At 69.0% G+C, this 22,879-nt stretch carries 20 protein-coding genes; 5 read left to right on the forward strand and 15 right to left on the reverse strand.

Going from position 1 to position 22,879, the window contains the following annotated elements; all coding sequences use genetic code 11:
• Positions 1-27: 27 nt before the first annotated feature.
• The 6 genes from iolD to LZC94_43295 are packed head-to-tail and all read right to left on the reverse strand — an operon-like array spanning position 28 to position 6,486.
• Entirely contained in the window at positions 28-1,911 is a 1,884-nt protein-coding gene (iolD, locus tag LZC94_43270) for a 3D-(3,5/4)-trihydroxycyclohexane-1,2-dione acylhydrolase (decyclizing) (protein ID WXB14633.1), read from the reverse strand.
• Entirely contained in the window at positions 1,908-2,771 is an 864-nt protein-coding gene (gene iolB, locus LZC94_43275; protein ID WXB14634.1) for a 5-deoxy-glucuronate isomerase, read from the reverse strand. Before iolB ends, iolD begins: the two co-directional genes overlap by 4 nt.
• Positions 2,768-3,655 carry a deoxyribose-phosphate aldolase gene (locus LZC94_43280; protein ID WXB14635.1) on the reverse strand — a complete coding sequence of 296 codons (888 nt, stop codon included), beginning with the start codon at positions 3,653-3,655 and terminating at the stop codon, positions 2,768-2,770. The genes iolB and LZC94_43280 overlap by 4 nt, the downstream gene beginning before the upstream one ends.
• Positions 3,645-4,619 carry a 5-dehydro-2-deoxygluconokinase gene (gene iolC / locus LZC94_43285; protein ID WXB14636.1) on the reverse strand — a complete coding sequence of 325 codons (975 nt, stop codon included), beginning with the start codon at positions 4,617-4,619 and terminating at the stop codon, positions 3,645-3,647. Before iolC ends, LZC94_43280 begins: the two co-directional genes overlap by 11 nt.
• The gene (locus LZC94_43290; protein ID WXB14637.1) at positions 4,616-5,485 is read right to left on the reverse strand and encodes a sugar phosphate isomerase/epimerase; all 870 of its coding nucleotides are present in this window, start codon (positions 5,483-5,485) and stop codon (positions 4,616-4,618) included. The genes iolC and LZC94_43290 overlap by 4 nt, the downstream gene beginning before the upstream one ends.
• Positions 5,482-6,486: a Gfo/Idh/MocA family oxidoreductase gene (locus LZC94_43295; GenBank protein WXB14638.1), complete on the reverse strand. Its 1,005-nt coding sequence runs from the start codon at positions 6,484-6,486 to the stop codon at positions 5,482-5,484. The genes LZC94_43290 and LZC94_43295 overlap by 4 nt, the downstream gene beginning before the upstream one ends.
• A gap of 156 nt (positions 6,487-6,642) precedes the next feature.
• Here LZC94_43295 and LZC94_43300 point away from each other — a divergent pair, with 156 nt between their 5' ends.
• Positions 6,643-7,392: a GntR family transcriptional regulator gene (locus tag LZC94_43300; GenBank protein WXB14639.1), complete on the forward strand. Its 750-nt coding sequence runs from the start codon at positions 6,643-6,645 to the stop codon at positions 7,390-7,392.
• Between the two features lie 246 nt (positions 7,393-7,638).
• Here the strand turns inward: LZC94_43300 and LZC94_43305 are convergent, their stop codons facing one another.
• The 3 genes from LZC94_43305 to LZC94_43315 all read right to left on the reverse strand — a co-directional run bounded on the left by LZC94_43305 (position 7,639) and on the right by LZC94_43315 (position 12,598).
• Positions 7,639-9,051, reverse strand: a complete 1,413-nt coding sequence (locus LZC94_43305; GenBank protein WXB14640.1) for an alkaline phosphatase family protein — start codon at positions 9,049-9,051, stop codon at positions 7,639-7,641.
• On the reverse strand, positions 9,048-10,907 hold the full coding sequence (locus LZC94_43310) for a hypothetical protein (GenBank protein WXB14641.1): 1,860 nt from the start codon (positions 10,905-10,907) through the stop codon (positions 9,048-9,050). Before LZC94_43310 ends, LZC94_43305 begins: the two co-directional genes overlap by 4 nt.
• Before the next feature lie 128 nt (positions 10,908-11,035).
• Complete coding sequence (locus LZC94_43315) at positions 11,036-12,598, reverse strand: acyl-CoA carboxylase subunit beta (protein ID WXB14642.1); 1,563 nt, start codon at positions 12,596-12,598, stop codon at positions 11,036-11,038.
• A 65-nt stretch (positions 12,599-12,663) separates the two neighbouring features.
• Here LZC94_43315 and LZC94_43320 point away from each other — a divergent pair, with 65 nt between their 5' ends.
• Together LZC94_43320 and LZC94_43325 are read left to right on the forward strand one after the other, a co-directional pair.
• Positions 12,664-13,278, forward strand: coding sequence for a histidine phosphatase family protein (locus LZC94_43320; protein WXB14643.1), 615 nt, complete (start codon positions 12,664-12,666; stop codon positions 13,276-13,278).
• A 56-nt stretch (positions 13,279-13,334) separates the two neighbouring features.
• The gene (locus LZC94_43325; GenBank protein WXB14644.1) at positions 13,335-14,072 is read left to right on the forward strand and encodes a Uma2 family endonuclease; all 738 of its coding nucleotides are present in this window, start codon (positions 13,335-13,337) and stop codon (positions 14,070-14,072) included.
• Positions 14,073-14,078: 6 nt separating this feature from the next.
• Here LZC94_43325 and LZC94_43330 read toward each other — a convergent pair whose 3' ends face one another.
• Together LZC94_43330 and LZC94_43335 are read right to left on the reverse strand one after the other, a co-directional pair.
• Positions 14,079-15,344 (reverse strand): KamA family radical SAM protein, encoded by a 1,266-nt coding sequence (locus LZC94_43330; GenBank protein ID WXB14645.1) that lies wholly within the window; start codon positions 15,342-15,344, stop codon positions 14,079-14,081.
• 2 nt (positions 15,345-15,346) lie between these two features.
• Complete coding sequence (locus LZC94_43335) at positions 15,347-16,342, reverse strand: peptidyl-prolyl cis-trans isomerase (protein WXB14646.1); 996 nt, start codon at positions 16,340-16,342, stop codon at positions 15,347-15,349.
• Positions 16,343-16,427: 85 nt separating this feature from the next.
• Here LZC94_43335 and pyrH point away from each other — a divergent pair, with 85 nt between their 5' ends.
• On the forward strand, positions 16,428-17,210 hold the full coding sequence (pyrH, locus tag LZC94_43340; protein WXB14647.1) for a UMP kinase: 783 nt from the start codon (positions 16,428-16,430) through the stop codon (positions 17,208-17,210).
• Between the two features lie 2 nt (positions 17,211-17,212).
• On the opposite strand, the gene LZC94_43345 is transcribed toward pyrH, so the two are convergent.
• From LZC94_43345 to LZC94_43360, 4 genes are all read right to left on the reverse strand, one after another.
• A complete protein-coding gene (locus tag LZC94_43345; GenBank protein WXB14648.1) occupies positions 17,213-18,208 on the reverse strand; it encodes a DUF4388 domain-containing protein in 996 nt (331 codons plus the stop codon).
• Positions 18,205-19,875: a response regulator gene (locus tag LZC94_43350; GenBank protein ID WXB14649.1), complete on the reverse strand. Its 1,671-nt coding sequence runs from the start codon at positions 19,873-19,875 to the stop codon at positions 18,205-18,207. Before LZC94_43350 ends, LZC94_43345 begins: the two co-directional genes overlap by 4 nt.
• Positions 19,876-19,880: 5 nt before the next feature.
• Positions 19,881-20,711 (reverse strand): diaminopimelate epimerase, encoded by an 831-nt coding sequence (gene dapF / locus LZC94_43355; GenBank protein WXB14650.1) that lies wholly within the window; start codon positions 20,709-20,711, stop codon positions 19,881-19,883.
• An 81-nt stretch (positions 20,712-20,792) separates the two neighbouring features.
• Positions 20,793-21,182, reverse strand: coding sequence for a DUF167 domain-containing protein (locus tag LZC94_43360; protein ID WXB14651.1), 390 nt, complete (start codon positions 21,180-21,182; stop codon positions 20,793-20,795).
• Between the two features lie 111 nt (positions 21,183-21,293).
• Between LZC94_43360 and aroB the strand changes: the two genes are divergently transcribed.
• Complete coding sequence (gene aroB, locus LZC94_43365) at positions 21,294-22,862, forward strand: 3-dehydroquinate synthase (protein WXB14652.1); 1,569 nt, start codon at positions 21,294-21,296, stop codon at positions 22,860-22,862.
• The last annotated feature ends 17 nt before the right edge of the window (positions 22,863-22,879 follow it).

The raw sequence follows: 22,879 nt of genomic DNA on the forward strand, positions 1-22,879 counted from the left end.
CTCCTCTGCCATTCGCTCGGCGTATGGCTAACTGGGTCTGAGATAGGGCCTTTGCGCGGACTTGGCCGCGGAGTAAGCCGCACGCGCTTCTTGCGTGCTCGTAAGACCCGCCACCTCGGCGACGGGCACGTCCCACCATGCTTCGCTGTCCGGCGCGGCCACCGTGGGATCGGTCTCCACGTGGATCACGGTGGTGTGGTCCGCCGCGCGCGCCGCCGCCAGGGCGGAGCGGAGCTCCTCGATGCTGTTCGCCCGCACGGTGTGCGCGCCGAGGCTCGCGGCGTTGGCGGCCAAATCGACGGGGAGCAGGCCGCCGTCGAGGTGACCTTCGGGCGAGCGATAGCGGTAGCGCGTGCCGAAGCGCTGGGAACCGACCGACTCCGACAGGTTTCCAATGGATGCGAAGCCATGGTTCTGCACCAGCACGACAATGAGCTTGATGCCCTCTTGCACGGCCGTGACGAGCTCCTGGGACATCATCAGGTACGAGCCATCCCCCACGAGGACGAACACCTCGCGATCGGGGCACGCCATCTTCGCCCCCAAGCCGCCTGCGATCTCGTAACCCATACACGAATATCCGTACTCGACGTGATACCCCTTGGGGTCGCGGGTCCGCCACAATTTATGCAGGTCGCCCGGCATGGATCCGGCCGCGCAGACCACCACGTCGCGCGGACCGGACGCGTCGTTGACGGCGCCGATCACCTCGGATTGTGCCGGGAGCGGCTGGTGCCCCAAGGTGTAGGCCCGCTGAACGCCGTCGCGCCACGCGGCCGCGCGCCGGGCGACCTCTTCGCGGTACGCGGGCGGCACGCACCAATCGGACAAGGCGGCCCCCAGCGACTCCAGGGCCGCCCGCGCGTCGGCCACGAGCGAGACCCCCGCGTGCTTCACCGCGTCGAAGGCGGCGACGTTGATGTTGATGAAGGCGACGTTCGGCTGCTCGAACAAGGTGTGCGAGGCGGTCGTAAAGTCGCTCCAGCGCGTACCGATGCCGATCACCACGTCCGCCATGCGGGCGAGGGAGTTGGCGGCCGCGGTGCCGGTCGCGCCGATGGCCCCCGCCCACTGCGGATGGTCGTACGCGAGCGCGCCCTTGCCGGCTTGCGTCTCGGCGACCGGAACGCCGGTGGCCTCCACGAAGGCGCGCAACGCCTCGGTGGCCTCGGAGTAAATGACGCCGCCGCCGGCGACGATCAGCGGGCGCTTCGAGGCGCGAAGGAGCGCGATGGCGCGGTGGAGGGCTCCGGGCTCGGGGATGGGCCGGCCAATGTGCCAGAGGCGCGGCGCGAAGAGCTCCGCGGGCCAGTCGCGGGCCTCGGCTTGGACGTCTTGCGGGAGCGCCAAGGTGACGGCGCCGGTCTCGGAGGGATCGGTCAGAACGCGGATGGCGGAGAGCAGCGCCGACGGCAGCTGTTCGGGCCTGTGGATGCGATCGAAATAGCGCGAGACGGGGCGCAGGCAGTCGTTGACCGAGACGTCGCCGAAGCGCGGATCCTCCAGCTCCTGGAGCACGGGGTTCGCGACCTTGGTGGCAAAGGTGTCGCCGGGCAAGAGGAGCACGGGCACCCGGTTGATGGTCGCCAGCGCAGCGCCGGTGACCATGTTGGTGGCGCCGGGGCCGATCGACGAGGTGCACGCCATGGTGGTCAGTCGGTTCTTCATGCGCGCATAGCCCGCGGCCGCGTGGACCATGCCCTGCTCGTTGCGCGCCTGGTAATACCGAAGGCCGGGCGCGCCCTCGGTCTCGAGCTCGAGCAGCGCTTGTCCAACGCCGGCCACATTGCCGTGCCCGAAAATGCCGAAGCAGCCGGCAAAGAGCGGGTGGACGACGCCATCGCGCTCGGTGCGCTGCGCGCCCAAAAAACGAACCAGGGCCTGTGCCACCGTCAATCGCACGCGGTTCATGTCGCACCTCGTCCTCGGGCAGACGTCATCGGCAAGCGCGGGTCGACGGGCTGATGCGCCCACGTTCCGCGCACCCAAGCATGCGCCGGATCGTCGCAGATGCGCCAGGCGCGTTCGCCCGGGCCGGCCATCACATTGAGGTAGTACAAATCGTAGCCGGGCGCGGCCATCGATGGCCCGTGCCAGCCGTGCGGAATGAGGACCACGTCCCCCGAGCGCACCTCCGCCAACACGTCGATGGGCCGCTCGGCCGTGCCGTACACCCGCTGGTAGGCGATTCCGCCGCCGAGCTCATAATAGTAAATCTCCTCCAGCACCGACTCCCCTTCCCGACACTCATCGTGCTTGTGGGGAGGATACGACGACCAGTTGCCGGCCGGGGTGAGCACTTCGCACGCGATCAGTTTGTCGCACGCGAAGGCGCCGGGCGTGGCGAAGTTGTTGACCTGGCGGCTGCACGAGCCCGCGCCACGCAGCTCCACGGGCACGTCTTCGGCCGGGCCATAGCGCACGCTCAGGCGACGGGTGCACCGCGCCGAGGGCAAGGCGAAGCGGCCGCCGTGGGGCGAGGTGATCACCACGTCGCCGTCGCGCGGGACGTACGCAAAGTCGGTCACCCGCGCGAACACGTCTCTTCGGCCGTGGAGCTCGATGGAGATGCCGTCGCAGGCGACCGCGCAGCCGCCCGCGAGCGGGACCACGAGCATCTCGTGCTCGCCCGTGGGGAACGCCGCGCTCTCGCCCGGCGCGAGCTCGAGCACGGAGAGGCCGGACCAATCCCACTTGGCGCGCTCGGGGGTCACCTTGAGCGCGAACGAGCCCTCGCGGGTGGTCCCGGCGCGCAGGTGGAAGCCCGTCACGGTTGCCCCGGCAACAATTTGGCGGCCGTGTCGACGGCTTTGGCGACGTCGCCGTCGGGCGGATAGAGCAAGGTGCGGCCGACCACCAGCCCGCGCACCGTCGGGAGGCGCAGCGCTCGGCTCCATCGCTCGAACGCCGCGTCGGGATCGCCGCCGCCCTCGCCGCCCAGGAGCAGCGCCGGCAAGGTGGACGACGCCATCACCCGCTCCATATCGTCGACCACCGGCACCTTCAGCCAGGTGTAGGCGGAGGTTCGGCCGAGGCCCGAGGCGATGGCGATCGCGTGAATGCATGCCTCGGTCGTGAGGATGTTCTTCACCTTCCCATCGACGCGCGTGCTCATGAACGGCTCGACCATGGCCATGCGCTTTTGGTCGGCGAGCTCGCCCACGGCTTTGGCGCACGCGTCCAGGGTGACCACGCTCGCCGGATCGTTTCGGTCGATGCGCAGCAGCATCTTGCCGCCGTCGAAGCCCATGTCGGAGATGGTCTTGGCGTCGTAGCCGGTGAACCGGTCGTCGATCTCGAAGCTCGCGCCGGCGAGCCCTCCGCGGTTCATGCTCCCGATGGCGAGCTTTCCGTCGAGGGCGCCGAGGAGCAGCAGGTCTTCGAGGACATCGGCGGTGCCGAGGACGCCGTCGACGCCGGGGCGCGCGAGCGCGGTGCACAGCCGCTCGAGCATGTCGAACCGATTGCTCATGGCCAATGGATCGTCGCCGATGCGCAAGGCGCCGCGCGCGGGATGATCGGCGGCGATGATGAAGAGGCGGCCGCTCTCGCCCACGAGCGCGGGGCGGCGCGGGCGCGCGGCGGCGACCTCGGCGATGCGGTGCGGGCGGCGGGCGCGGGTCTCGAGCAAGAGGGGCAGTTCTTCACGAAGCATCGATCATCTCCGTTACCTCGAGGGTCGTGGGCATCGCGCTTGAGCAGGACAAGCGAGACGCGACAATGGCGCCCGCCACATTGGCGAAGCGAAGCACGCGCTCGAGCGGCCAGCGCGCGAGCAAACCATGGCACAAGGCGCCGCCGAACGCGTCGCCCGCGCCCAATCCGTTCACCACCTCCACGGGGTGCGGCGGCACGTGGACCGCGCGCTCCGTGTCGATGGCGAGAACCCCCGCGGGTCCTTGCTTCACCACCGCGAGCTCCACGCCGCACGCCCGAAGTGCGATCGCGGCCGCGCGCGGCTCCGTCTCGCCCACCGCGGTGTCGCACTCGTCCAGGTTGCCCACGGCCACCGTGGCGTACGGCAACGCGGCGCGCACCCAGCGCCGGGCCTCTTCGCGCGAGGGCCAGAAGACGGCGCGGTAGTCGAGATCGAGCACCGTGATGCCGCGCCGCCCGCGCGCTTCGAGGGCCGCCAGGGTGGCGCTGCGCGATGGCTCCTCGCACAAGCCGGTGACCGTGACCCAAAAGACACGCGCCTTTTGGATGGCGTCGAGGTCGAGCTCCTCGGCGCGGATCTCCAGGTCCGGCGCCTTGGGCCATCGGTAGAAGTAGATGGGGAAGTGGTCGGGCGGAAAGATCTCGCAGAAGGTCACCGGCGTCGGGAGGTGCGGCACGTGGGTGACGAAGCGATCGTCCACGCCAAACTCGGCGAGCGCGCGATGCACGAAGCGCCCGAAGGGATCGTCGCCCGTGCGCGTGATCAGCGCCGTGCGGCGGCCATGGCGGCGCGCGGCCACCGCCACATTGGTCGCGCTGCCGCCGAGGTACTTGCCGAACGTGTCGACGTCCTCCAGCTTTTTCCCCACCTCGAGCGGATAGATATCCACCCCCACGCGGCCCATGGTGATCACGTCGAAGGCTCCGCCGGCGGGCGGATCCCTTCGTGCGTCGGCGCTCACGCCGCAAGTCCCCGGAGGAAGGCGACGCTCGCGCGCACGTCGCGCAGCGGTCCCTCGTCGTCGGGGGCTCTCTCCAGGATCGTGTCCTGCTCCATCACGTACCAGCCGCGGTACCCGGCGCGCTCGAGCACCCCGACGATGCCGGCCACGTCGACGTCCCCCTGCCCCAGCGGGCGATACATCCCTCCGCGCACCGCCTCCGTGTACGTCACCTCGCCCTGGCGCACGCGCTTCGCCCAACCGCGGTCCACGTCTTTGAGGTGCATGTGCCGGATGCGGCCCGGCACCTCGCGCACGAGGGCCAGCGGATCGGTGCCGCCCACCAGGAGGTGGCCCGTGTCGATGCACAAGGGCACCTGCGATCCCTCGATCACGCGGCGCACCTCGTCTTCGCGTTCCACCACCGTTCCTACGTGCGGGTGGAGCGTGAGGACGATGCCGCGCTCGGCCGCCCTCTCGGAGAGGCGGTCCAGGTTGGCGAACAGGGTCTTCCACGCGCGGTCGTCCAAGGCGGCTCGCTCGTCGTAGCCCTCGCGCCCGGTCACGGCGGCGAGCACCAGCACGTTCGCGCCGGCGGCGACGAAGCCATCGAGCGCGCGGTCCACCACCGAGGTGGGATCCTGCGCCGGGTCGTGGACCACGGCGGGGACGAAGCCGCCCACCGCCGCGAGGCCGTACGACGCCAGCACGGTCGCCTTGGCCGCCGGTTCGGGCGGAAGAAACTCGTCGGGGCCGAACTCGGTGGCCTTGAGCCCCACGTCCCGCATCTCGGCGAGCACGCGCTCCGGCGTGAGCTGATAGCCCCAACCCGGCACTTCACATACGCCCCACGAGATGGGTGCACCTGCGATGCGATCGGAGATCATACGGTCACCTCACTGACCCGCACGGGGCGGCGTTCACGGCGTGAGACCTCGCACGCCTCGGCGATGAGCAAGGACGCGAGCGCATCCTCGACGCTGCACGGGCTCTCCCTCCGGCCCGCGGCCACGTCCACGAACGCGGCGAGCTCGCGCACATACGCGTCGTGGAATCGGTCGAGAAAGAGCGTATAGGGCTTCCCGCTCGGAAAGGTGACCCCCGCTTCGACGGACCGCAGCGGCAGCCGATCGTCGAGCCCGACGGCCAGGCTGTCCTTGGAGCCGAGCACCTCGAGCCGCACGTCGTGGCCGGCCGCGTTGTAGCGGGTGGCGGAGACGAGCGCGATGGCGCCGTCGTCGAGGGTGAGCAGGGTACCGGTGGCGTCGGCGTCGCCCGCCGCGCGGAAGAAGTCGGCCCCGCGGTTCTGCCCCACCGCGTACACCTCCACGACTTCGCGCCCGGTGACCCACCGAAGAATGTCGAAATCATGGACGCTGCAGTCGCGAAAGATCCCGCCCGACGTGGGCACGTACTCCGCGGGCGGGGGCGCCGCGTCCAAGGTGCATGCGCGCAGGGTGTGGACCCAGCCGAGCGATCCCGCCCGAACCGCGTCGCGCGCGGCCATGTAGCCCGAGTCGAAGCGCCGCTGGAAGCCGATGTGCACGGGGGCGCGCGCGCTTTCGATGCGGCGCAGCACCCCGCGGGTCTGGGCGGCGTCGATGGCCACCGGCTTCTCGCAGAACACGGGGAGCCCCGCCCGGGCGCCCTCCACGATGAGCGACGCGTGCGCGTCCGTCGCCGTCGCGATCACCAGCGCATCGATGCGCGCCGTCGAAAAGAGATCCTCGGTGCGCGCCACCGCGTCGACCCCGAGGCTGTCGGCCACGTGCCGCGCGCGGGCAGGGTCGGCGTCGGCCAGGACCATCGATTTCACCTCGGGATGCTGGCGCAGTGTTTTGGCGTGGAACGAGCCGATCCTGCCGACCCCCGCGAGTCCTATTCGCATGTCCAAGTTCCTCTCCAGCCTTCGCAATGGGCAAAGAGCCACGTCGATGGTGACCAGCGGACGCCGCACAGTCAACACTTTGTTAGGACATACTGACGTACTGACGTCGTAATGTTCTAATGGCATTACGCAGTGCGTTGCGCTACGTAGCGTAGTGTGCCGTCGCCCCCCACGTTGACCATCGAGCTCGATCGCGCGAGCCCCATCCCCCTCTACTTCCAGGTCGCTCGTCAGATCGAGCAGGCGATCGAGCGAGGCGATCTCGTTCCGGGCAGCCGGCTCGAAAATGAGATCGAGCTGGCGGATCGGCTGGGGCTCTCGCGGCCCACCATGCGCCAGGCCATTCAGGAGCTGGTGAGCAAAGGGCTCTTGGTGCGCCGGCGCGGCATCGGCACCCAAGTCGTGCACGGCCAAGTCAAACGGCGGGTGGAGCTCACCAGCCTCCACGACGATCTCACGCGCGGCAACCAGCACCCCACCACCCAGGTGCTCGCGCACGAGGCACTGATCGCGCCCGACGAAATCGCCGTACCGCTCGGCCTGGAGCCGGGTTCCACGGTGGTGCGCTTGGAGCGCCTACGCTTCGCCCAAGACGAGCCGCTCGCCATCCTCCGCAACTGGCTGCCCGCCGACATCGCGACCTTCGGCACCGAGGAGCTCGAGGAGCGTGGCCTCTACGGCCTTCTGCGCTCGAGCGGGGTCCACATCCGCATCGCCACCCAGCGCATCGGCGCCCGCACGGCCACGCCGGAGGAGGCGAAGCTGCTCCGCATCAAGCGCGGCGCCGCCGTCCTCACCATGGAGCGCACCGCCTATGGCGAGTCGGGGCATGCCGTGGAGTTCGGCTCCCACATCTACCGCTCCGACAACTATTCGTTCGAGGTCACCTTGGTGGAGCGCTCGTAGCGCCGCACCGGCGCGCGTTCGGGTGCGTGCCGCGCATCCGGCACGCGCGGCGCGCGTGGCGCACACGAATCGGGGGGCGCTCAGCGATCGAAGCGCAGGGCGTGGGCGGAGAGGTCCTCTTGGCGCCCGACCCGGTCGTTCAGCGCCGGCATGTTCCATCGCTTCTCGATGAAGCGGAGGATGGCCGTGGTGTCGTAGACCGTGGTGTCGACCCCGGAGCGCGCGAACTTCGGAATTGGGGAGCGCTCAGCGATCGAAGCGCAGGGCGTGGGCGGAGAGGTCCTCTTGGCGCCCGACCCGGTCGTTCAGCGCCGGCATGTTCCAACGCTTCTCGATGAAGCGGAGGATGGCCGTGGTGTCGTAGACCGTGGAGTCGACCCCGGAGCGCGCGAACTTCGAGAAGACGATGGCCGGAACGCGCGAGCCCGGTCCCCACTTGTCGGTTTTGGGCGGGGCCACGTGGTCCCAGAAGCCCCCGTTCTCGTCGTACGTCACGATGACCACCGTGTCGTTCCACGAGGGGCCGTTCATGAGGCCCTGAATCAGCTCGACGACGTGCTTCTGGCCGGTCTCCAGGTCGGCGTAGCCAGGGTGCTCGTTGTCGGTGCCCACCGGTTTGACGAACGACACCGGCGGCAAGGTGCCCGACTTGGAGGCGGTGATGAACTCCGCCTCGTCCTTGAGGTGCGAGCGGCCCGGTTTGCCGTCGGCGTACGGCTCGAAATAGACGAACGGCTGATGGTGGTACTGGAAGGTCGGATCGGGCTTGTCGGCCAAGGCGTCGTTCCAGCCGCCCGAGTACCAAGCCCAATCCACGCTGGCGGCGGTGAGCTGATCGCCAATGGTCGGCAAGGTTTGATTGGGCACCCGCTCTGCCACGGGCGTCGCCTTGCGGTACGGGGCGTTCACCGAGTAAGCCGTGTTCACCACGTCGCCCTCGGGGGTGAGCACGCCGTCCTTGATCATGTTCCCGTCTTTGTCGACCTGGGCGCGCATCGAGGCCGGCGCGCCGGGGAACGTGGGGGTCGCCGCCGCGATCAACCAGATATGGTTCAAGAACGAGCCGCCGAACGCCGCGTGGAAGAAATGATCGCACACGGTGACATTGGACGGCATCGAGTTGATCAACTTCACCAGCGGCAATTGCGCCGTGGGGTAATAACCGAAGCTCAATCCCAGGGCGTCGCTCTTGGTGACGAACAAATCCATCTTGCCGCCGTTGATCTGCCCCATCTCCTGGTACCAACGATGGACCAAGTCCCGCGTCTTCTGATTGGCGGGCACGTGCTTGGTGATGTCGAACGGCTCGTTCGGGAGGCCTTCCGGGATCTGCGGATTGGCCTGCGGAAGGGTGGCATACGGTTGCCCCGTATCCGAGTTGATCTGCGGGATCTTCGCCGTAGGCGACGAGAGCCCCTCGGCGCCCGGGTAGCTCCCATACAAATTGTCGAAGCTGTGGTTCTCCAGGAAGATGACCACCACGTGCCCCACGTTCGACAGCGACGTCCCCGCGTCGGCCGGCGGCGGCTTGTAGGCATCGACGCCACCGTCGCGCGGGGGCACGACCAACGTATCGTCGGAGCTGCACGCGCCCAACGCCGCCATGCCCATGGCGACCGGAATGCCGAGAACCAACAACGAGGTGCGTGCTTTTGTCATGGTTTCATCCCTGACGGACCTGGTGGACTCGATGACGTCCGGCGCCGGTCGTCGACTGGTGACTCGATACCCGTTTTATCCCCAATTGGCGCCTTCGCATAGACGTGTGTGCTGGGTGCGAGCACGGCATTTCGCCCGCGTGTAAAACTTTGTTCTCGCACGATAGCGCGGTACGCGCGGTTCAAATCGAGCGCGCGCACCGCGCTGGGAACGAGCAAGTGCGCCATGTCTTGGTGCACCCGCGTCAATTCGTTGGGCCGCAGCGCGCCACGGTCGTCGAAGAACCGCTGGAGCACCTCGGTGTTCTCGCGAAGCTCGTCGCCCGCGCCATTTTCGCGCAGGTAGCGCGTGTATTCGTATTGTCCATCGCGCCCGCGGGGCTCCGGCAATCCGCGCAGACCGCGCTGCGACCAATGAAACCAGCCGCGCGCGGGGCTCTTTTGACCGAGCTTTCGCGCAAAGGAGAACATGCTGTCCGTGGTTCGTCCAATCTCACCATGGCAGCCCGCGCAATACACCGTCTCCTCGTAGGATTGCGGGCGGAGAGAGCCGTCGGCGGCCTCGATGAAGCCTTGAAGGAGCCAGCCCTGTTCGTTGTAGACGCCGCGGTCGAACTGCCAAATGACGGGGAGCGCGCCGTCGGGCGATTCGTTTTGTTCGACCAGATCGCTCGCCGCCTGCCGCTTCAAATGGGCATAGCCGAACCAGCGCACCTTTTTTGCGTAACGGAGCTCCTTCATGCGCGGGGCCATGGTCACGGAGCCGTCCGGTGCGATATCGAGGTACCGTACGCTGTGCAAAAATTCCGTATTCAGCGGAAACAATCCGGCCGCGATGGGAAATCGTCCTTTGCGCTCTTCTTCTCCCGCGCGCCCCACATAGTGCATCCGCTCCGTGCGCGAACCCGGCGCGGCGCCCGCCAGCATCTCCCGATCGAACGCGATGCGCGTGGCGCGGCCGAGGGTGCCGTTCAAATCGAGATCGACGCCCAGCGCGATCTCGTCGACGGGGTCCACCGGGACGTCGGTGCGCGAGACCAGCGCCTCGACGATGGCGAGGTTCACGTCGTAGATGCGTAGGTCGGGGTGGCCTTCGCGGTCCTCGCGCAACATGGGGTCGAGCCGCACGAGCACGTCGCCCCACGAGCCGTTGGTGGGGAAGAACGTACCTAGAAAAGGATGGTACGCAAACGCGCGCCAGCCGGTGGGGGAGCCATCGGGGCGGTGGTCGAAGCCCTGTTCGTCGAACGCGAACCACGCGTCGGGGACGTATCCGTCCCATTTGCCATCGCCCGCGCCATCCCACTCGCGCGGGAGGGTCGCGAGGGTACGCGCGAGCGGGATCGCACCGCGGGCGTCGACGTAATTGCGCTGGCGGACATACGCGAGCACGTCCTCGTCGCTGTCACGCGCGGCGCGGAGGTACGGCGGATCGAAGAGGTTCGTCCAAGGGTTCGCGGCCGCGGCCGGGGGAAACGACCACCGCAGCTGGAGCTCCTCGTCCTCCACGAAGTTGGGTGGCTCCGCGCGAACGTGGCACGCGTAGCAGGGATTTTTGGCGCGCGAGCCCGTGCCGTCTTGGGTCTTCGTATAACACTGCGATGGAATGTAGGCGAAGCGGTTGCGGAGCACGCGATCCGTCATTCCACCCGGCACGGGCGCGACGGCGTGCGCAGGCTCCGGAGCTCCCCCCTCGGGGCCGAGCGACGACGAAGCGGGCGACGATTGGGCAAGCGGCGACGAAGATTGCGCGAGCGGCGACGACGAGGGCACCGCCCGCTCCGAATCGCCGCGCGAGCACGCGTGGCATCCTGCGAGCAACGACGCGAGCACGAAGACGGCCGCTCGGCGATGCATGACCTCTGCTTACCACCGTCGGACGGCCAAGGTGCTCGGGTTCGAGCTAACAAATGGGAAAGGGTCCCACCTTCCCCGCGGCGGGCCCGACCTATCGCACGAAAGGTACGATAGGCCGGGGCGCTCGCTTAGAGCGGAATGTTCGTATGCTTCTTGGGCGGATTCGAATCGCGTTTGTCTTTCAGCAATTCGATCGCGCGATGCAATCGCTGGCGCAGGGTGCGCGGATAAATCACTTCGTCGATGAACCCGAGCTCGGCCGCCTTGTAGGGATTGGCGAATTTCTCTTTGTAGTCGAGCACGAAGTCCGCGCGGGCCTTGGCCGGATCGGCGGCTTTGGCGATCTCGTTGCGCCGCACGATGTTGACCGCGCCGTCGGGTCCCATGACCGCGATTTCGGCGGTGGGAAAGGCCAAATTGACGTCGGCGCGAATATGCTTCGAGGCCATGACGTCGTAGGCGCCGCCGTAGGCTTTGCGCAGAATGACGGTGACCTTGGGCACGGTGGCCTCGGCGAACGCAAAGAGCAATTTCGCGCCGTGCTTGATGATGCCGCCGTATTCCTGATCGGTGCCCGGCAAGAAGCCCGGCACGTCCACGAAGGTGACGAGGGGCACATTGAAGCAGTCGCAGAAGCGCACGAAGCGCGCGGCCTTCATCGATGCATCGATATCGAGCACGCCCGCGAGCACCTGCGGCTGATTGGCGACTACGCCCACGACCCGCCCGCCGATGCGCGCGAACCCCACCACGATGTTGGCGGCGTACTCGGGGGCGATCTCGAGCAGGTTCCCATCGTCCACCACCGCCGTGATGACGTCTTTGACGTCGTACGGTTTGTTCGACTCCACGGGGATCATGGTGTCGAGCTCGGGCACCTCCCGGAGCGGCGGATCGTTCGTGGGGCGGAACGGCGGGTCCTCCTGGTTGTTCGAAGGCAAGAACGAGAGGAGCTGGCGGATCTGCGCGATGCACGTTTGATCGTCGGGCGACGTGAGGTGGCACACGCCGCTCTTGGTCGCGTGGGTATGGGCGCCGCCGAGATCCTCTTTGGTCACGTCCTCGTGGGTCACCGTTTTGATGACGTCGGGGCCCGTGATGAACATGTAGCTCGTGCCCTCGACCATCAGAATGAAGTCGGTGATGGCGGGCGAGTACACGGCGCCGCCCGCACAGGGGCCCATGATGGCGCTGATTTGCGGGACCACGCCGCTGGCGAGGGTGTTGCGGAGGAAGATGTCCGCGTAGCCGGCGAGCGACTCCACGCCTTCCTGAATGCGGGCGCCACCCGAGTCGTTGAGGCCGATCACCGGCGCCCCGACCTTCATGGCCATATCCATTACTTTGCAGATCTTCTGCGCGTAGGCGCCGCTGAGCGAGCCGCCGAACACCGTGAAGTCCTGCGCGAAGACGAACACCTTGCGGCCGTCGACGGTGCCGTAGCCGGTCACCACGCCGTCGCCGAGGACCTTTTGGTTCTCCATGCCGAAGTCGGTGCTGCGATGGGTGACGAAGCGCCCGATCTCCACGAAGGAGCCGGGGTCGAGGAGGAGGTCGACGCGCTCGCGCGCCGTGAGCTTTCCTCCCTCGTGTTGTTTCTTGATTCGCTCGACCCCACCGCCGACCAGCGCTTTCTCGTTCAGTTCGTCGAGGCGCTGAAGATGCGGCGGGACATTTTCCGGGCTGGCCATGTTTCCCCCATATCATGCCGGGCGCCTCTTGCCTTCGATTCCCGAGCAGGTAAGCCTTGCGGCCCATGTCGGACCTCATCGTGATTCGCCACGGGGAAACGGAGTGGAGCCGCACCGGGCAGCATACCGGCCGCACCGACATCCCACTCACCCCGCGCGGCGAGGACCAGGCCAAGGCGCTCGCCCCTTGGATTTCCGGACGCACCATCGCCCGCGTGTTCGTGAGCCCCCTGGTCCGCGCCCGTCGAACTGCGGCGCTCGCCGGGCTTCCCATCGCGGGCGACGCCTTCGTCCTCGAGCCCGACCTCCAAGAGTGGGACTACGGCGGCTACGAGGGCCTGACCACACCCGAGATTCAACGCCGCCATGCCGGTTGGAACCTCTGGAGAGACGGTGTGGTCCCCGGCGATCGGGAGCACCCGGGCGAGTCGATCGAGCAAGTCGCGTCGCGTATCGATCGCGTCATCGCGCGGGTGCGCGCGGCCCTGGCCGAAGATCGCGGCGACGTGGTGACCGTGGCCCACGGGCACTCGCTGCGCACCCTGGGGTCGCGGTGGCTCGATCAGGCGCCCCAGTTCGGGGCGCGCTTGCGTCTCGATCCGGCGCATGTGTCGGTCCTGGGCCTCGAGGCCGACATGGGCGTTCTGAGGGCGTGGAACTTGGTCCCGCGGAGCACCTAGCGAGGCGCGCGGAGCCCGACTCGCCAGAGGGCGCCGGCGGGGTTAAGCTTATCGTCGTGGGTTCCTTGGCCACCCCCAACGTTGCGGTGCATGGTCCGGGCTCGTCGCTCGGGGAAGGGTGGGATTTGTCCGAGGAAACGATGCCCGAGTCCGTGCTTCATGACCAGGCGGTCGAGCTGCTCAAGGCGCTCCTTGCCGCTTGGGCCGCCAAGGTCGGCGCCATGCAAGTCGTCCGCAACCTCGCCGTCCGCTGGGACGAAGCGCGGCCCACCATCGGCGTCAATCCCGATGTGGCCGTGCTCTCGCCTCCGCCGCCGACCGACGGCGGCGATTTGCGCAGCGTGCGCACGTGGGTGGAAGGGCACAGCGCGCCATTGCTCGGCATCGAGGTGGTGAGCGAGAACCATCCGCGCAAGGACTACGTGATCGCGCCCGACAAATACGCGGCCAGCGGCACCCGCGAGCTCTGGATCTTCGATCCGCTTCTGTGTGGTCCTGCGGTCCATGGCGGCCCGTATCGGTTGCAGATCTGGCACCGCCGCGACGGAGGATGGGCGCGCATCTTCGCCGGTGAGGGCCCGGCGTATTCACCTACCCTGCGGGCCTATGCCGTCGCCGTCGACGAAGGGCGCAAGCTTCGCATCGCCGACGATGCGCAGGCGACGCGGTTCTGGCTCACCGCCGAAGAGGCGGAGCGGGCCGCGAAAGATGCCGAGCGCTTGGCGAAAGAGTCCGCGCTGGCACGGATCGCCGAGCTCGAGACGCTGCTCGAAAAGGCGCGAGCCGGCCGGTGAGCTTCGCTAGGCGGGCGGATCGATGTACGCGACCTGCTCGCCGCGAAACGTGGTGAGCACCGTACGGCCGTCTTCGGCCGAGACGACGTAGTTGGGCGAGAGCGGCACCTTGCCCTTGCCGCCGGGGGTGTCGCAAATGAGCTTGGGGAGCGCGATGCCCGAGAGGCGGCCTTGCAGCTCGCTCATGATTTGAACGCCGCGCTCGAGCGAGGTGCGCAAGTGGCCGGTGCCGCGCACGGGGTCGGTTTGCAAAAGGTAGTACGGGCGGACGCGGGCGCGCACCAGGCCGCGGAACAGCTGCTCCAAGGTGGCGGCGTCGTCGTTGATGCCGCGCAAGAGCACGGACTGGTTCATCACGGGGAAGCCGGCGTCGGCGAGACGGGTGCAGGCTGCGATCGATTCGCGGGTGAGCTCCTTCGGGTGGTTGAAGTGCGTCATCACCCAGAGCGGGTGAAAGGGGCGGAGCGCCTGCGTGAGCTCGCGGGTGATGCGCATGGGGAGGGTCACGGGGACGCGCGTCGCCAGCCGAATCGTCTCCACGGTGGGGATCGCGCGCACCGCGGCGACGAGGCGCACCAGGCGATCGGTGCCCATCGCCAGCGGATCGCCGCCGCTCACGATCACGTCGCGGACCTCGGGGTGCGCGCGCACGTACGCCAGCGCGGTCGCGAGCCGCTCCTCCGACATGGCGCCGCCGCCGTTTCCGACCATGCGAGAGCGCGTGCAGAAGCGGCAATACACGGCGCAGCGGTCGGTCGCGAGCAGGAGAACGCGGTCCGGGTAGCGCTGCACCAAGCCCGGCGCGACCTCGTGGGCGACCTCGCCGAGCGGGTCCACGAGATCACCGTCCACCGTCTCGCCCTCGCGCGCGTCGGGCACGCACTGCTTGCGGACGGGGCACTCCGGATCGTCGTGGTCGCACAGCGAGAGGTAGTACGGCGTGACGCTGATGGGGAAGCCGGCCCGCTCCGCCCTTTGCGCGCCTTCGAGCTCGCGCGGGGTCAGGTTCAACGCGCCCTGGAGGGCCGCGGTGGTCGTGATCGCGTGGCGGATCTGCCATCGCCAATCGCGCGGGCGCGGGCGCTCTTTTGCGCTCTTCGTGCCGTCCGCGAGCTTCACGCCGTCCGCGAGCTTCACGCCGTCCGCGAGCTTCACGCCGTCTACGCTCTTTGCGTCGCCTGCGATCGTCGCATCGCTCGCGCCCGGCGGCGCGTTGGCGGAGGTTGCGGAGTTGGATCGGGATCGCAAGGTGATGAGGGGTGCGGTAGCCATGCTCAATTCCGTTTCCCCGCGTCGAGCTCGACTTTGACGGCCGCGAGCGCCGCCTCGTCGATTTGCACGGGATACTGTGCGCGAAGCGAGGCGAGAAGCTCGCTCTCCTTCGCCTGCATCTTGTCCTGGGCGAGCTTGATGCGGATGGTGCGCTCCGCCTCGGCGAAGGAGCGCTCGCGCGCGTCGGCTTTTTGCGTGAGCCGCACCAGGTACGCCTTTCCGCCCGAGACCACGGGCTTCGCGTGCACGTCGCCCACGTTGCCGATGGCGAAGAGCGCCGCGCGCACCTCCGCGGGGATGCGCGGATTTTCGCCGCGTGGATCGCCGGGCGGGCTCACCATGCCCACGTCGCCCGCCAGATCGACGGGGACGTTGTTCTTCGCCGACGGATCGAGCGATTTTTTGCGCACCAGCTCGCCCCACTCCGCGGCGCTCGCCTTCCTGGCGCCATCCAGCAGGGCGCGCGCGCTCGCCTCGTCGCGCAGCACGATCACCGACGCGCGACGGCGCTCCGGATCGCGGTAATCGGCCCGGTGCGCCTCGTAATAGGTGCGGACCTCCGCCTCGGGGACCTCGTTCGGCGACGGCGACCCTTTGCGGGCGCGCGCCAGGAACGCCTCGCGCACGATGGCGCGGCGGTCGCGGTCGGCGGCAGGGTCCTTGTCGTAGCCTTTGGCCGCGGCTTCCTCCGCCAAGAGCTCGATTTGAATCATCTCCTGCAGGAGCTCCTTGCGCCGCTCGGGGGACTGGTAGCGCAGACGATCGAACTGGTCCATCTGCTCCAAGGTGGCGGCGTACTCGCCCAACGTGATGGTCTTCGTCCCCACCTTCACCAGCACCTGGGCGGCTTCCTCCGGGGTCAGCGAACCGCCGCTGGGGCGCACGGCCGCATCCCCCGCCGCCTGGCCATGGGATTTCCCATTGCAGCCAGCGGACGCCACCGCGAGCGGGGCGAGCCCTAGCAGGAGCGTGGCCAAAATGATGCGTGAACGGCCCATTTCCACTGGGAAAGGGGATTACCAGGGTCACTTGGGCTTTGCCACCGTTGCGCGGAGGGACCGCGCCAGGTAGAGGTCGTGCGCCATGGCGCCTCCTACCCGATCTCTGGAAGAACGCGACGATCGAACCATCCCCCCCGCGCCCACGCACCCGAGTCTCCGCTATCGCCGGATCGTGCTCAAATTGAGCGGCGAAGCGCTTTCGGGCGCCGATGGAGGATTCGGCATCCGGCCGGACGTGATCGGCGAGACGGCTGCCGAGCTGGCCGAGGTGCACGCCTTGGGCGTGCAGGTCGGCATCGTGGTGGGCGGCGGAAACATCTTCCGCGGCCTCAAAGGCTCCGCGGCCGGCATGGACCGCGCGCAGAGCGACTACATGGGCATGCTCGCCACCGTCATCAACGCCCTGGCCCTGCAAGACGCCCTCGAGAAGGCGAACGTGCCCACGCGCGTGCAGACCGCCATCGAGATCCGGCAGGTCGCCGAGCCGTACATCCGCCGGCGCGCCATCCGCCACCTGGAAAAGGGGCGCATGGTGATCTTCGCCGGCGGCACCGGAAACCCCTACTTCTCCACGGACACCGCGGCCGCCTTGCGCGCCATGGAAATCCACGCCGACGCGCTCTTCAAGGCCACCAAGGTCGAAGGGGTCTACGACAAGGATCCGGCGCGCTTTCCCGACGCCTCCATGGTCACCCGCATGACGTTCGACCGCTTCCTCACCGAGCGCATCGGCGTCATGGATTCCACGGCGGCCACCCTCTGTCGCGACAACGGCCTCACCATCCGCGTCTTCAAGATGGCGACGCGCGGGAACATCAAGCGCGTCGTGTTCGGCGACGCCATCGGCACCATCGTCGAGACCTGACCTCAGCGCGCGAGCGCGCGGGTTACGAGCTTGGCCACGTCGGCGACGCGGGTCGGATCGTAGCTGGGAACGAGCTCGCGCGCGTCCACGGGGCGCAGTCCCGAGGCTTCGCACGCGGGGTCGATGAGGTGCTCCGCGGCCTCGTCCACGCGGACGACGGCGAAGGTGCCCTTCATGGCCATGGGCCAGAGCGGCGAATAGGCGGGCACCAGCGGGCAGAGCGCGATTTCGAGCGGAAGGTCGCCGTGCAACGGGAGGCGCGCCACCGGGTGCGGCATGGGGACCGCCGGCGCCCCGTGAGGCAAGGGCGAGGCGCCCTCGAGGCACGAAGCCCCGTGCGCGAGCACCGCCAGGCGATGCGGCGAGCCCGCGAAGACGATCCGGACCGCGCCCCCGACCTGCAAACGTCTCCGCTGCCGCACCGAGCGCGCGAGGTTCGAGAGCTCCTCGTCGGTCCCCAGCGGGATGCGCTCTTTGGGCGAGGCGAGCAGGATCACGCGCCCCGTTCGTTCGAGCTCGTGCAGCGCCGCCAGGATCTCGAGATCCGGCGCCGCCACGCGGTCGAGCAGCGCGCCCAGCAGGATGGGCGCGCGCACGTGCACGAGCAGCGCCCGGCCCGAGGTGCTGATGGCCAGCGGCAGCGCCGGATCGGTCTCCACTGCGAGGAGCGGGCGCTCGTGCGGATCGGGGAACGCGCTGCGAAGGCGCTCCATCTCCGCCAGCACCCGCGGCGCGCTGCTCAAGATTTGCTCCGTGGGGGTGCGGATGCGGCGCGCGCCTGGCGCCCCGTGCTCGAAGCTCCAGGCCGCGCCGGCGAGCGAGAGGGCGCGGTAGAGCGCCTTTTCACCGGTGGCGCCAAAGCCGGTGGCGTCGTCGATGTTGCCCGCGGAGAGGCGCACCTCGGCCACGGTCTTTCCGTCGCGGATCGCGAGCGCGCCCGTCTTCTTCGCGCGAACGAACTCACGCAAGGTCGCGATCGGGTCGCGACCCCCGCTCATGCACCCACCCCGTGCGCCGGATGCGCCATGGCCGCGAGCTTCTCGGAGAGCTTGCGGGCAAGGAGATCCGCCAGCATCACATCGGCGGCGTGAACGGCCTTGAAGCGATCGCGCTGGAGAACGCCGCAGCACGTCCATGTGCCGTGCGCGGCGGTGACCACGATCACGTCGACCCCTTCGTCGCCCGTGCCGCGGAGGTCCACTTCGACCACGTCGTGGAGCTCGCCGGCCACCGTGCACGCCTCGCGCACGGGCGCGGCGAAGCCCACGCCATGGGGCCCGGAGACCATCACGGAGATGGGACCGCCGCGCCTCGCTTCGATGCATGCATGGTGCACCAAGGAGATCGCGGCGGGGACGGCGAGGTCGAGCGGAAATGGGGAGCCGTCGCCGGCGTCGAGCAGGGGGCTCGCCAAGAGCGCCTCCACGATGGCGCGAAGGCCTTTGCGGCCGAGGTCGAGCATGCGCACGGGGGAGCGCAAGGAGAGCTCGGCGCGCTTTCGCGAGAGCTTCATCAGGTCGTCCACGGTGGCGGCGTCTTGCGGAAAGGTGGCCGAGCCCACGGCGCCGAAGCCGATCTTGCGGCGCGTGAGCTGCGCGCTGAGGGAGCCGGTGTTGGGCAAGAGGAGCCACACTTCGTCGTCGCCCTCGTCGCGGCCGAGGACGTCGCCCGCGCGCGCGATGGGGCGGAAGGCCTCTTTCAGCTTGAGCGGGCGGCGGATGGCGCCGAGCGGATCGGAGAGCACGACGCACACGGTGGAGACCTTGCGCGCATGGCGGCTGGCGTCTTCGACCTCGCGCGCGAGGAGCTCGCGAAATCGGGCCACCGTCTCGAAGCGGGTCGGCTCGGGATCGTGCGCCACCCCGCCGGCCGCGCGCTGGGCGAGCAGCACCAGGGAAGACGCAAACGACGCCAGATCGGCCACCGCGGGCCGGTGCGCGGGGTCGATGCCCTCGACGACGATGGCCCCGGGGCCCAGCGCAAACGTCTCGCGGCCTTTGGCGGCGCCGAACCGCTCGAGGTCGGGCGGGGCCGCGATCTCCGGGGCGGTCGAGGTCCCCGACGACGCGATCCGGCCCATGGTGGCGCCCTCGGGCTGATACACGGCGACGGCGTGCGCGCCGCCCACGTCCACCACGGCGTCGGCGATGGCGCGCATCAGCTCGGGCATGGCGCCGCGCACGGCCAGCTTGACCAGGTGGCGCATGGCCTCGATCGACGTGCGCGAGTGCGCGAGCTGCGCTTCCAGGAGCTCGCGGTGCCGCATGGTTCCGCGCTTTTCGCGCACCTCGCCGATGGCGCGCAGGATGGCGTCGCCCGTGGTGGGCAAGGTCACCATGCCGGTCGCCCCCAAGGTGAGGCCTTCCAGCGCCATGTCGAGCTTGGGCGAGGGCGCCATCGCATAGATGGTCGTTCCCTCCGACGCGGTTTGCAGGTGGTGCACCAGGGACAAGCCGGTCCCCTCCCCCAAGGTCACGTCGACGAACGCGAGCTCCGGCCGAAGGCTCGCCGCGAGCGCGATGGCCTCCGCGAGATCGCGCGCGCCGGTCACGCGATCGCCCATGTGCTCGGCGCTTTGCTGGAACGTGCGGAGCTCCTCCGGGTCCTCGCAAACGACGAGCACGGACATCGGCACGAACGGCGGCATGCGCAGGGCCGACGCCATCCCCCTCACCCCCCGACGTCCACGCGACCCGAGAACACGTGCCGCGCGGGGCCGCGCATGCGCGCAGGGCCGCCCTCGGCGGTGACCCAAATCGTGAGCTGGCCGCCCGGGAGCTTCACCGTGACCGGCTCGCCCCACGAGGCGAGACCGCGCGCGCACGCCGCGCCCACCGCCGCGCAGGCGCCGGTTCCGCACGCGAGCGTGAGGCCGACGCCGCGCTCCCATACCACCAGGTCGATGAAGCTCCGATCTTTCACGTCGGCGAAGCCGATGTTGGCGCCCTCGGGAAACGCCTCGTGCGTGGCCAGCCGGGGGCCGATGCGGTCGATGATGGCGGCGCTGGGTCGCCGGAGCGAGACGGCGTGCGGGTTTCCAACGTCCACGCCGAGGAGGTCGACCTCGGCCCACTCGGAGGGCTCACCCGTGAGCCCGAGCCGAAGATCGCCCAAGATGCGCACGGGTCCCATGCCGACGGTGACGTCGGCGCCCAGCGCGTCCGGGGTGAGCCCGACCGCGCACGTCCGCGGGCCGGCGTCCGTCTCGTAGACCACTTGGTGTTGCGCACCGACGGCAGGACGCGTGCGCGCTACGTGGAGCGCCATGCAGCGAATGCCGTTGCCGCACATCTCGGGGATGCTTCCGTCGGCGTTGAGCACGCGCATCCGGGCGGCATGGTTCGCTTCGCGCGGCGGGAGCACCAGGATGACTCCGTCGGCGCCGATGCCGAAGCGGCGGTCGCAGAGCTGGGCCGCCTGTTCGGGGGAGACGTCGTGATCGCTCTGGGCGTCCACGATGATGAAGTCGTTGCCGATGCCTTGGTATTTGTCGAAGTCCATGACGGATCCCCGAGCGTACGATCATTTTGCGGTTGCGGCACGGATCGCATCCGCGCGGCGCGCTCGGATTTGCGCGCGCGCTCAAGGAGCGTTCGGACGGAGCCGCCGCTCGATCTCCGACGGCGAGAGACCGGTGACCTCCACCAGCTTTTCGCGTGAGCTCGCCCCGCGCGCCAGCCGAACGGATTGCCGGCCGACCCCGAGCACCTCGGCGAGAAAGCGGAGGAGCTCCTGGTTCGCCAGACCGTCGGCGGGCGGCGCGGCGATGCGGACGTCGAGCACGCCGTCGCGCACGCTGGCGATGGCGCTTCGTTGAGCCCGCGGTCGCGCATGAACGGCGAAGCGAGCCACGCCATCGGCGGTGGTGGTGACGGAGAGCGCGAGGCTGCGGGCCGCGTCGCTTTCGACGGGCGCGGGTGCATCCGGGTAGGAACTTCGGCCCGGGCGGACTACGCTCGACTTTCCGATCATGTCGCGATTTCGCGGGCCCACCTCGAGAGAATCGCACGGACCGCGCCCTCTCGCGAATGCGGGGACGGTCACCGCGCGCGAGCGACCCCTTCTTGGCCAGGAGTGAACAACGTGCGTTCGATTGTGCTGAGTGGATTCATGGCGACGGGCAAGAGCACCGTCGGTGCGCGCCTTTCGGCGAGGCTCGGTGTTCCCTTCGTCGACACCGACGCGGTCATCACCAAGGCGGCCGGCAAGTCCATCCCGGAGATCTTCCGCGACGACGGCGAGGCGGCCTTTCGCGCGCGCGAGCTCGAGGTCGCGCGCTCCCTGCTGCTCGACGGCACCCCCCGCGTGATCGCGTTCGGCGGCGGAACCGTCACCTCGCGCGAGGTCCGCCATCTCGCGCTGGAGCGGGCCATCGTGGTCACCCTCGCCGCCCGTCCCGAGACGATCGTGGCGCGCGCCGGGGATACCTCCGGCCGCCCCAACTTGATGGCCCCCGATCCGGCCGCGCGCGTGCGCCACCTGCTCGAGTCGCGCGCAGCGGCCTACGCGGAGTGCCACGCGACCCTGCAGACCGACGACGTCGACGCAGACGCCCTGGTCGATGCCATCGTCCACCTGGCCCAGCGCGACCCCATCGTGGTGCCGCTCGGCGAGCGAACCTATGTGGTCGACGTAACCTTGGACGATCCCGCGCGGGTCACCGACGCGCTGGCCCGCCTCGCGCCGTCCTCGCTTCTGGTCGTTACCGACGCCCATGTCGAGCGAGCCCGCGGGCGCGCGCTCGAGGCCGCGCTTCACCCGCTCACCCTTCCGCAGACCCGGGTGTCGCTCCCACCGGGCGAGGAGCAGAAGGTGCTGCCGACGGTGGGCACCATCTGGGATGCAGGCCTGGGTGCGGGCATCGACCGCAACGCGGCCGTCGTTGCGTTTGGCGGTGGGGTGGTGGGCGATTTGGCGGGCTTTGCAGCGTCGACCTTGTTGCGCGGCATCGATTGCGTCCAGATTCCGACCACGCTCCTCTCGATGGTCGACTCGTCGGTGGGCGGAAAGACCGGCTTCGATCACCCGGTGGGCAAGAACGTCATCGGCAGCTTCCATCAGCCGCGGGCCGTGGTCGTCGACCTGGCGCACCTCACCACCTTGCCGGAGCGGGAGATTGCCTGCGGCATGGCGGAGGTCGTGAAAATCGCCGCCATCGCCGACGCTCCCTTGCTCGACGCCATCGAAGCGGCGGGCGAGCTATCCGCACGGACCCTGGACCGCCTGGTGCCCATCGTCCGCGGCGCCATCCTCGCCAAGGTGCGCATCGTGCGCGACGACGAGCGCGAGGCCGGGCAGCGCGTTCTGCTCAACTTCGGCCACACTTTGGGCCACGCCATCGAGGCGAACGGCCGCTACTCACGCTACCGCCACGGCGAGGCGGTCGCGCTGGGGACGGTCCTCGAGCTGGTGGCCGGCGCCAAGCTGGGGCTGACCTCCCCGGAGCTAGTCACCCGCGTGCGCACCTTGCTGGAGCGGCTACACCTCCCGACGCACATCGACCCCGCCGAGCTCTCCGCCTCCTTCCGCTTCCTCGGCAGCGACAAGAAGCGCCGCGGCGGGAGCATCCGCGTGCCCTTCGCGACCACCGCTGGCCAGTCCCACGTGCAAGACATCACCAGCGAAAAGCTGCGCTGGGCGGTCACCGAGTAACGACGACACCCTGGCTC

It is taken from the genome of Sorangiineae bacterium MSr11954, from assembly GCA_037157815.1.
GTDB classification, from domain to species: domain Bacteria; phylum Myxococcota_A; class Polyangia; order Polyangiales; family Polyangiaceae; genus Pendulispora; species Pendulispora albinea.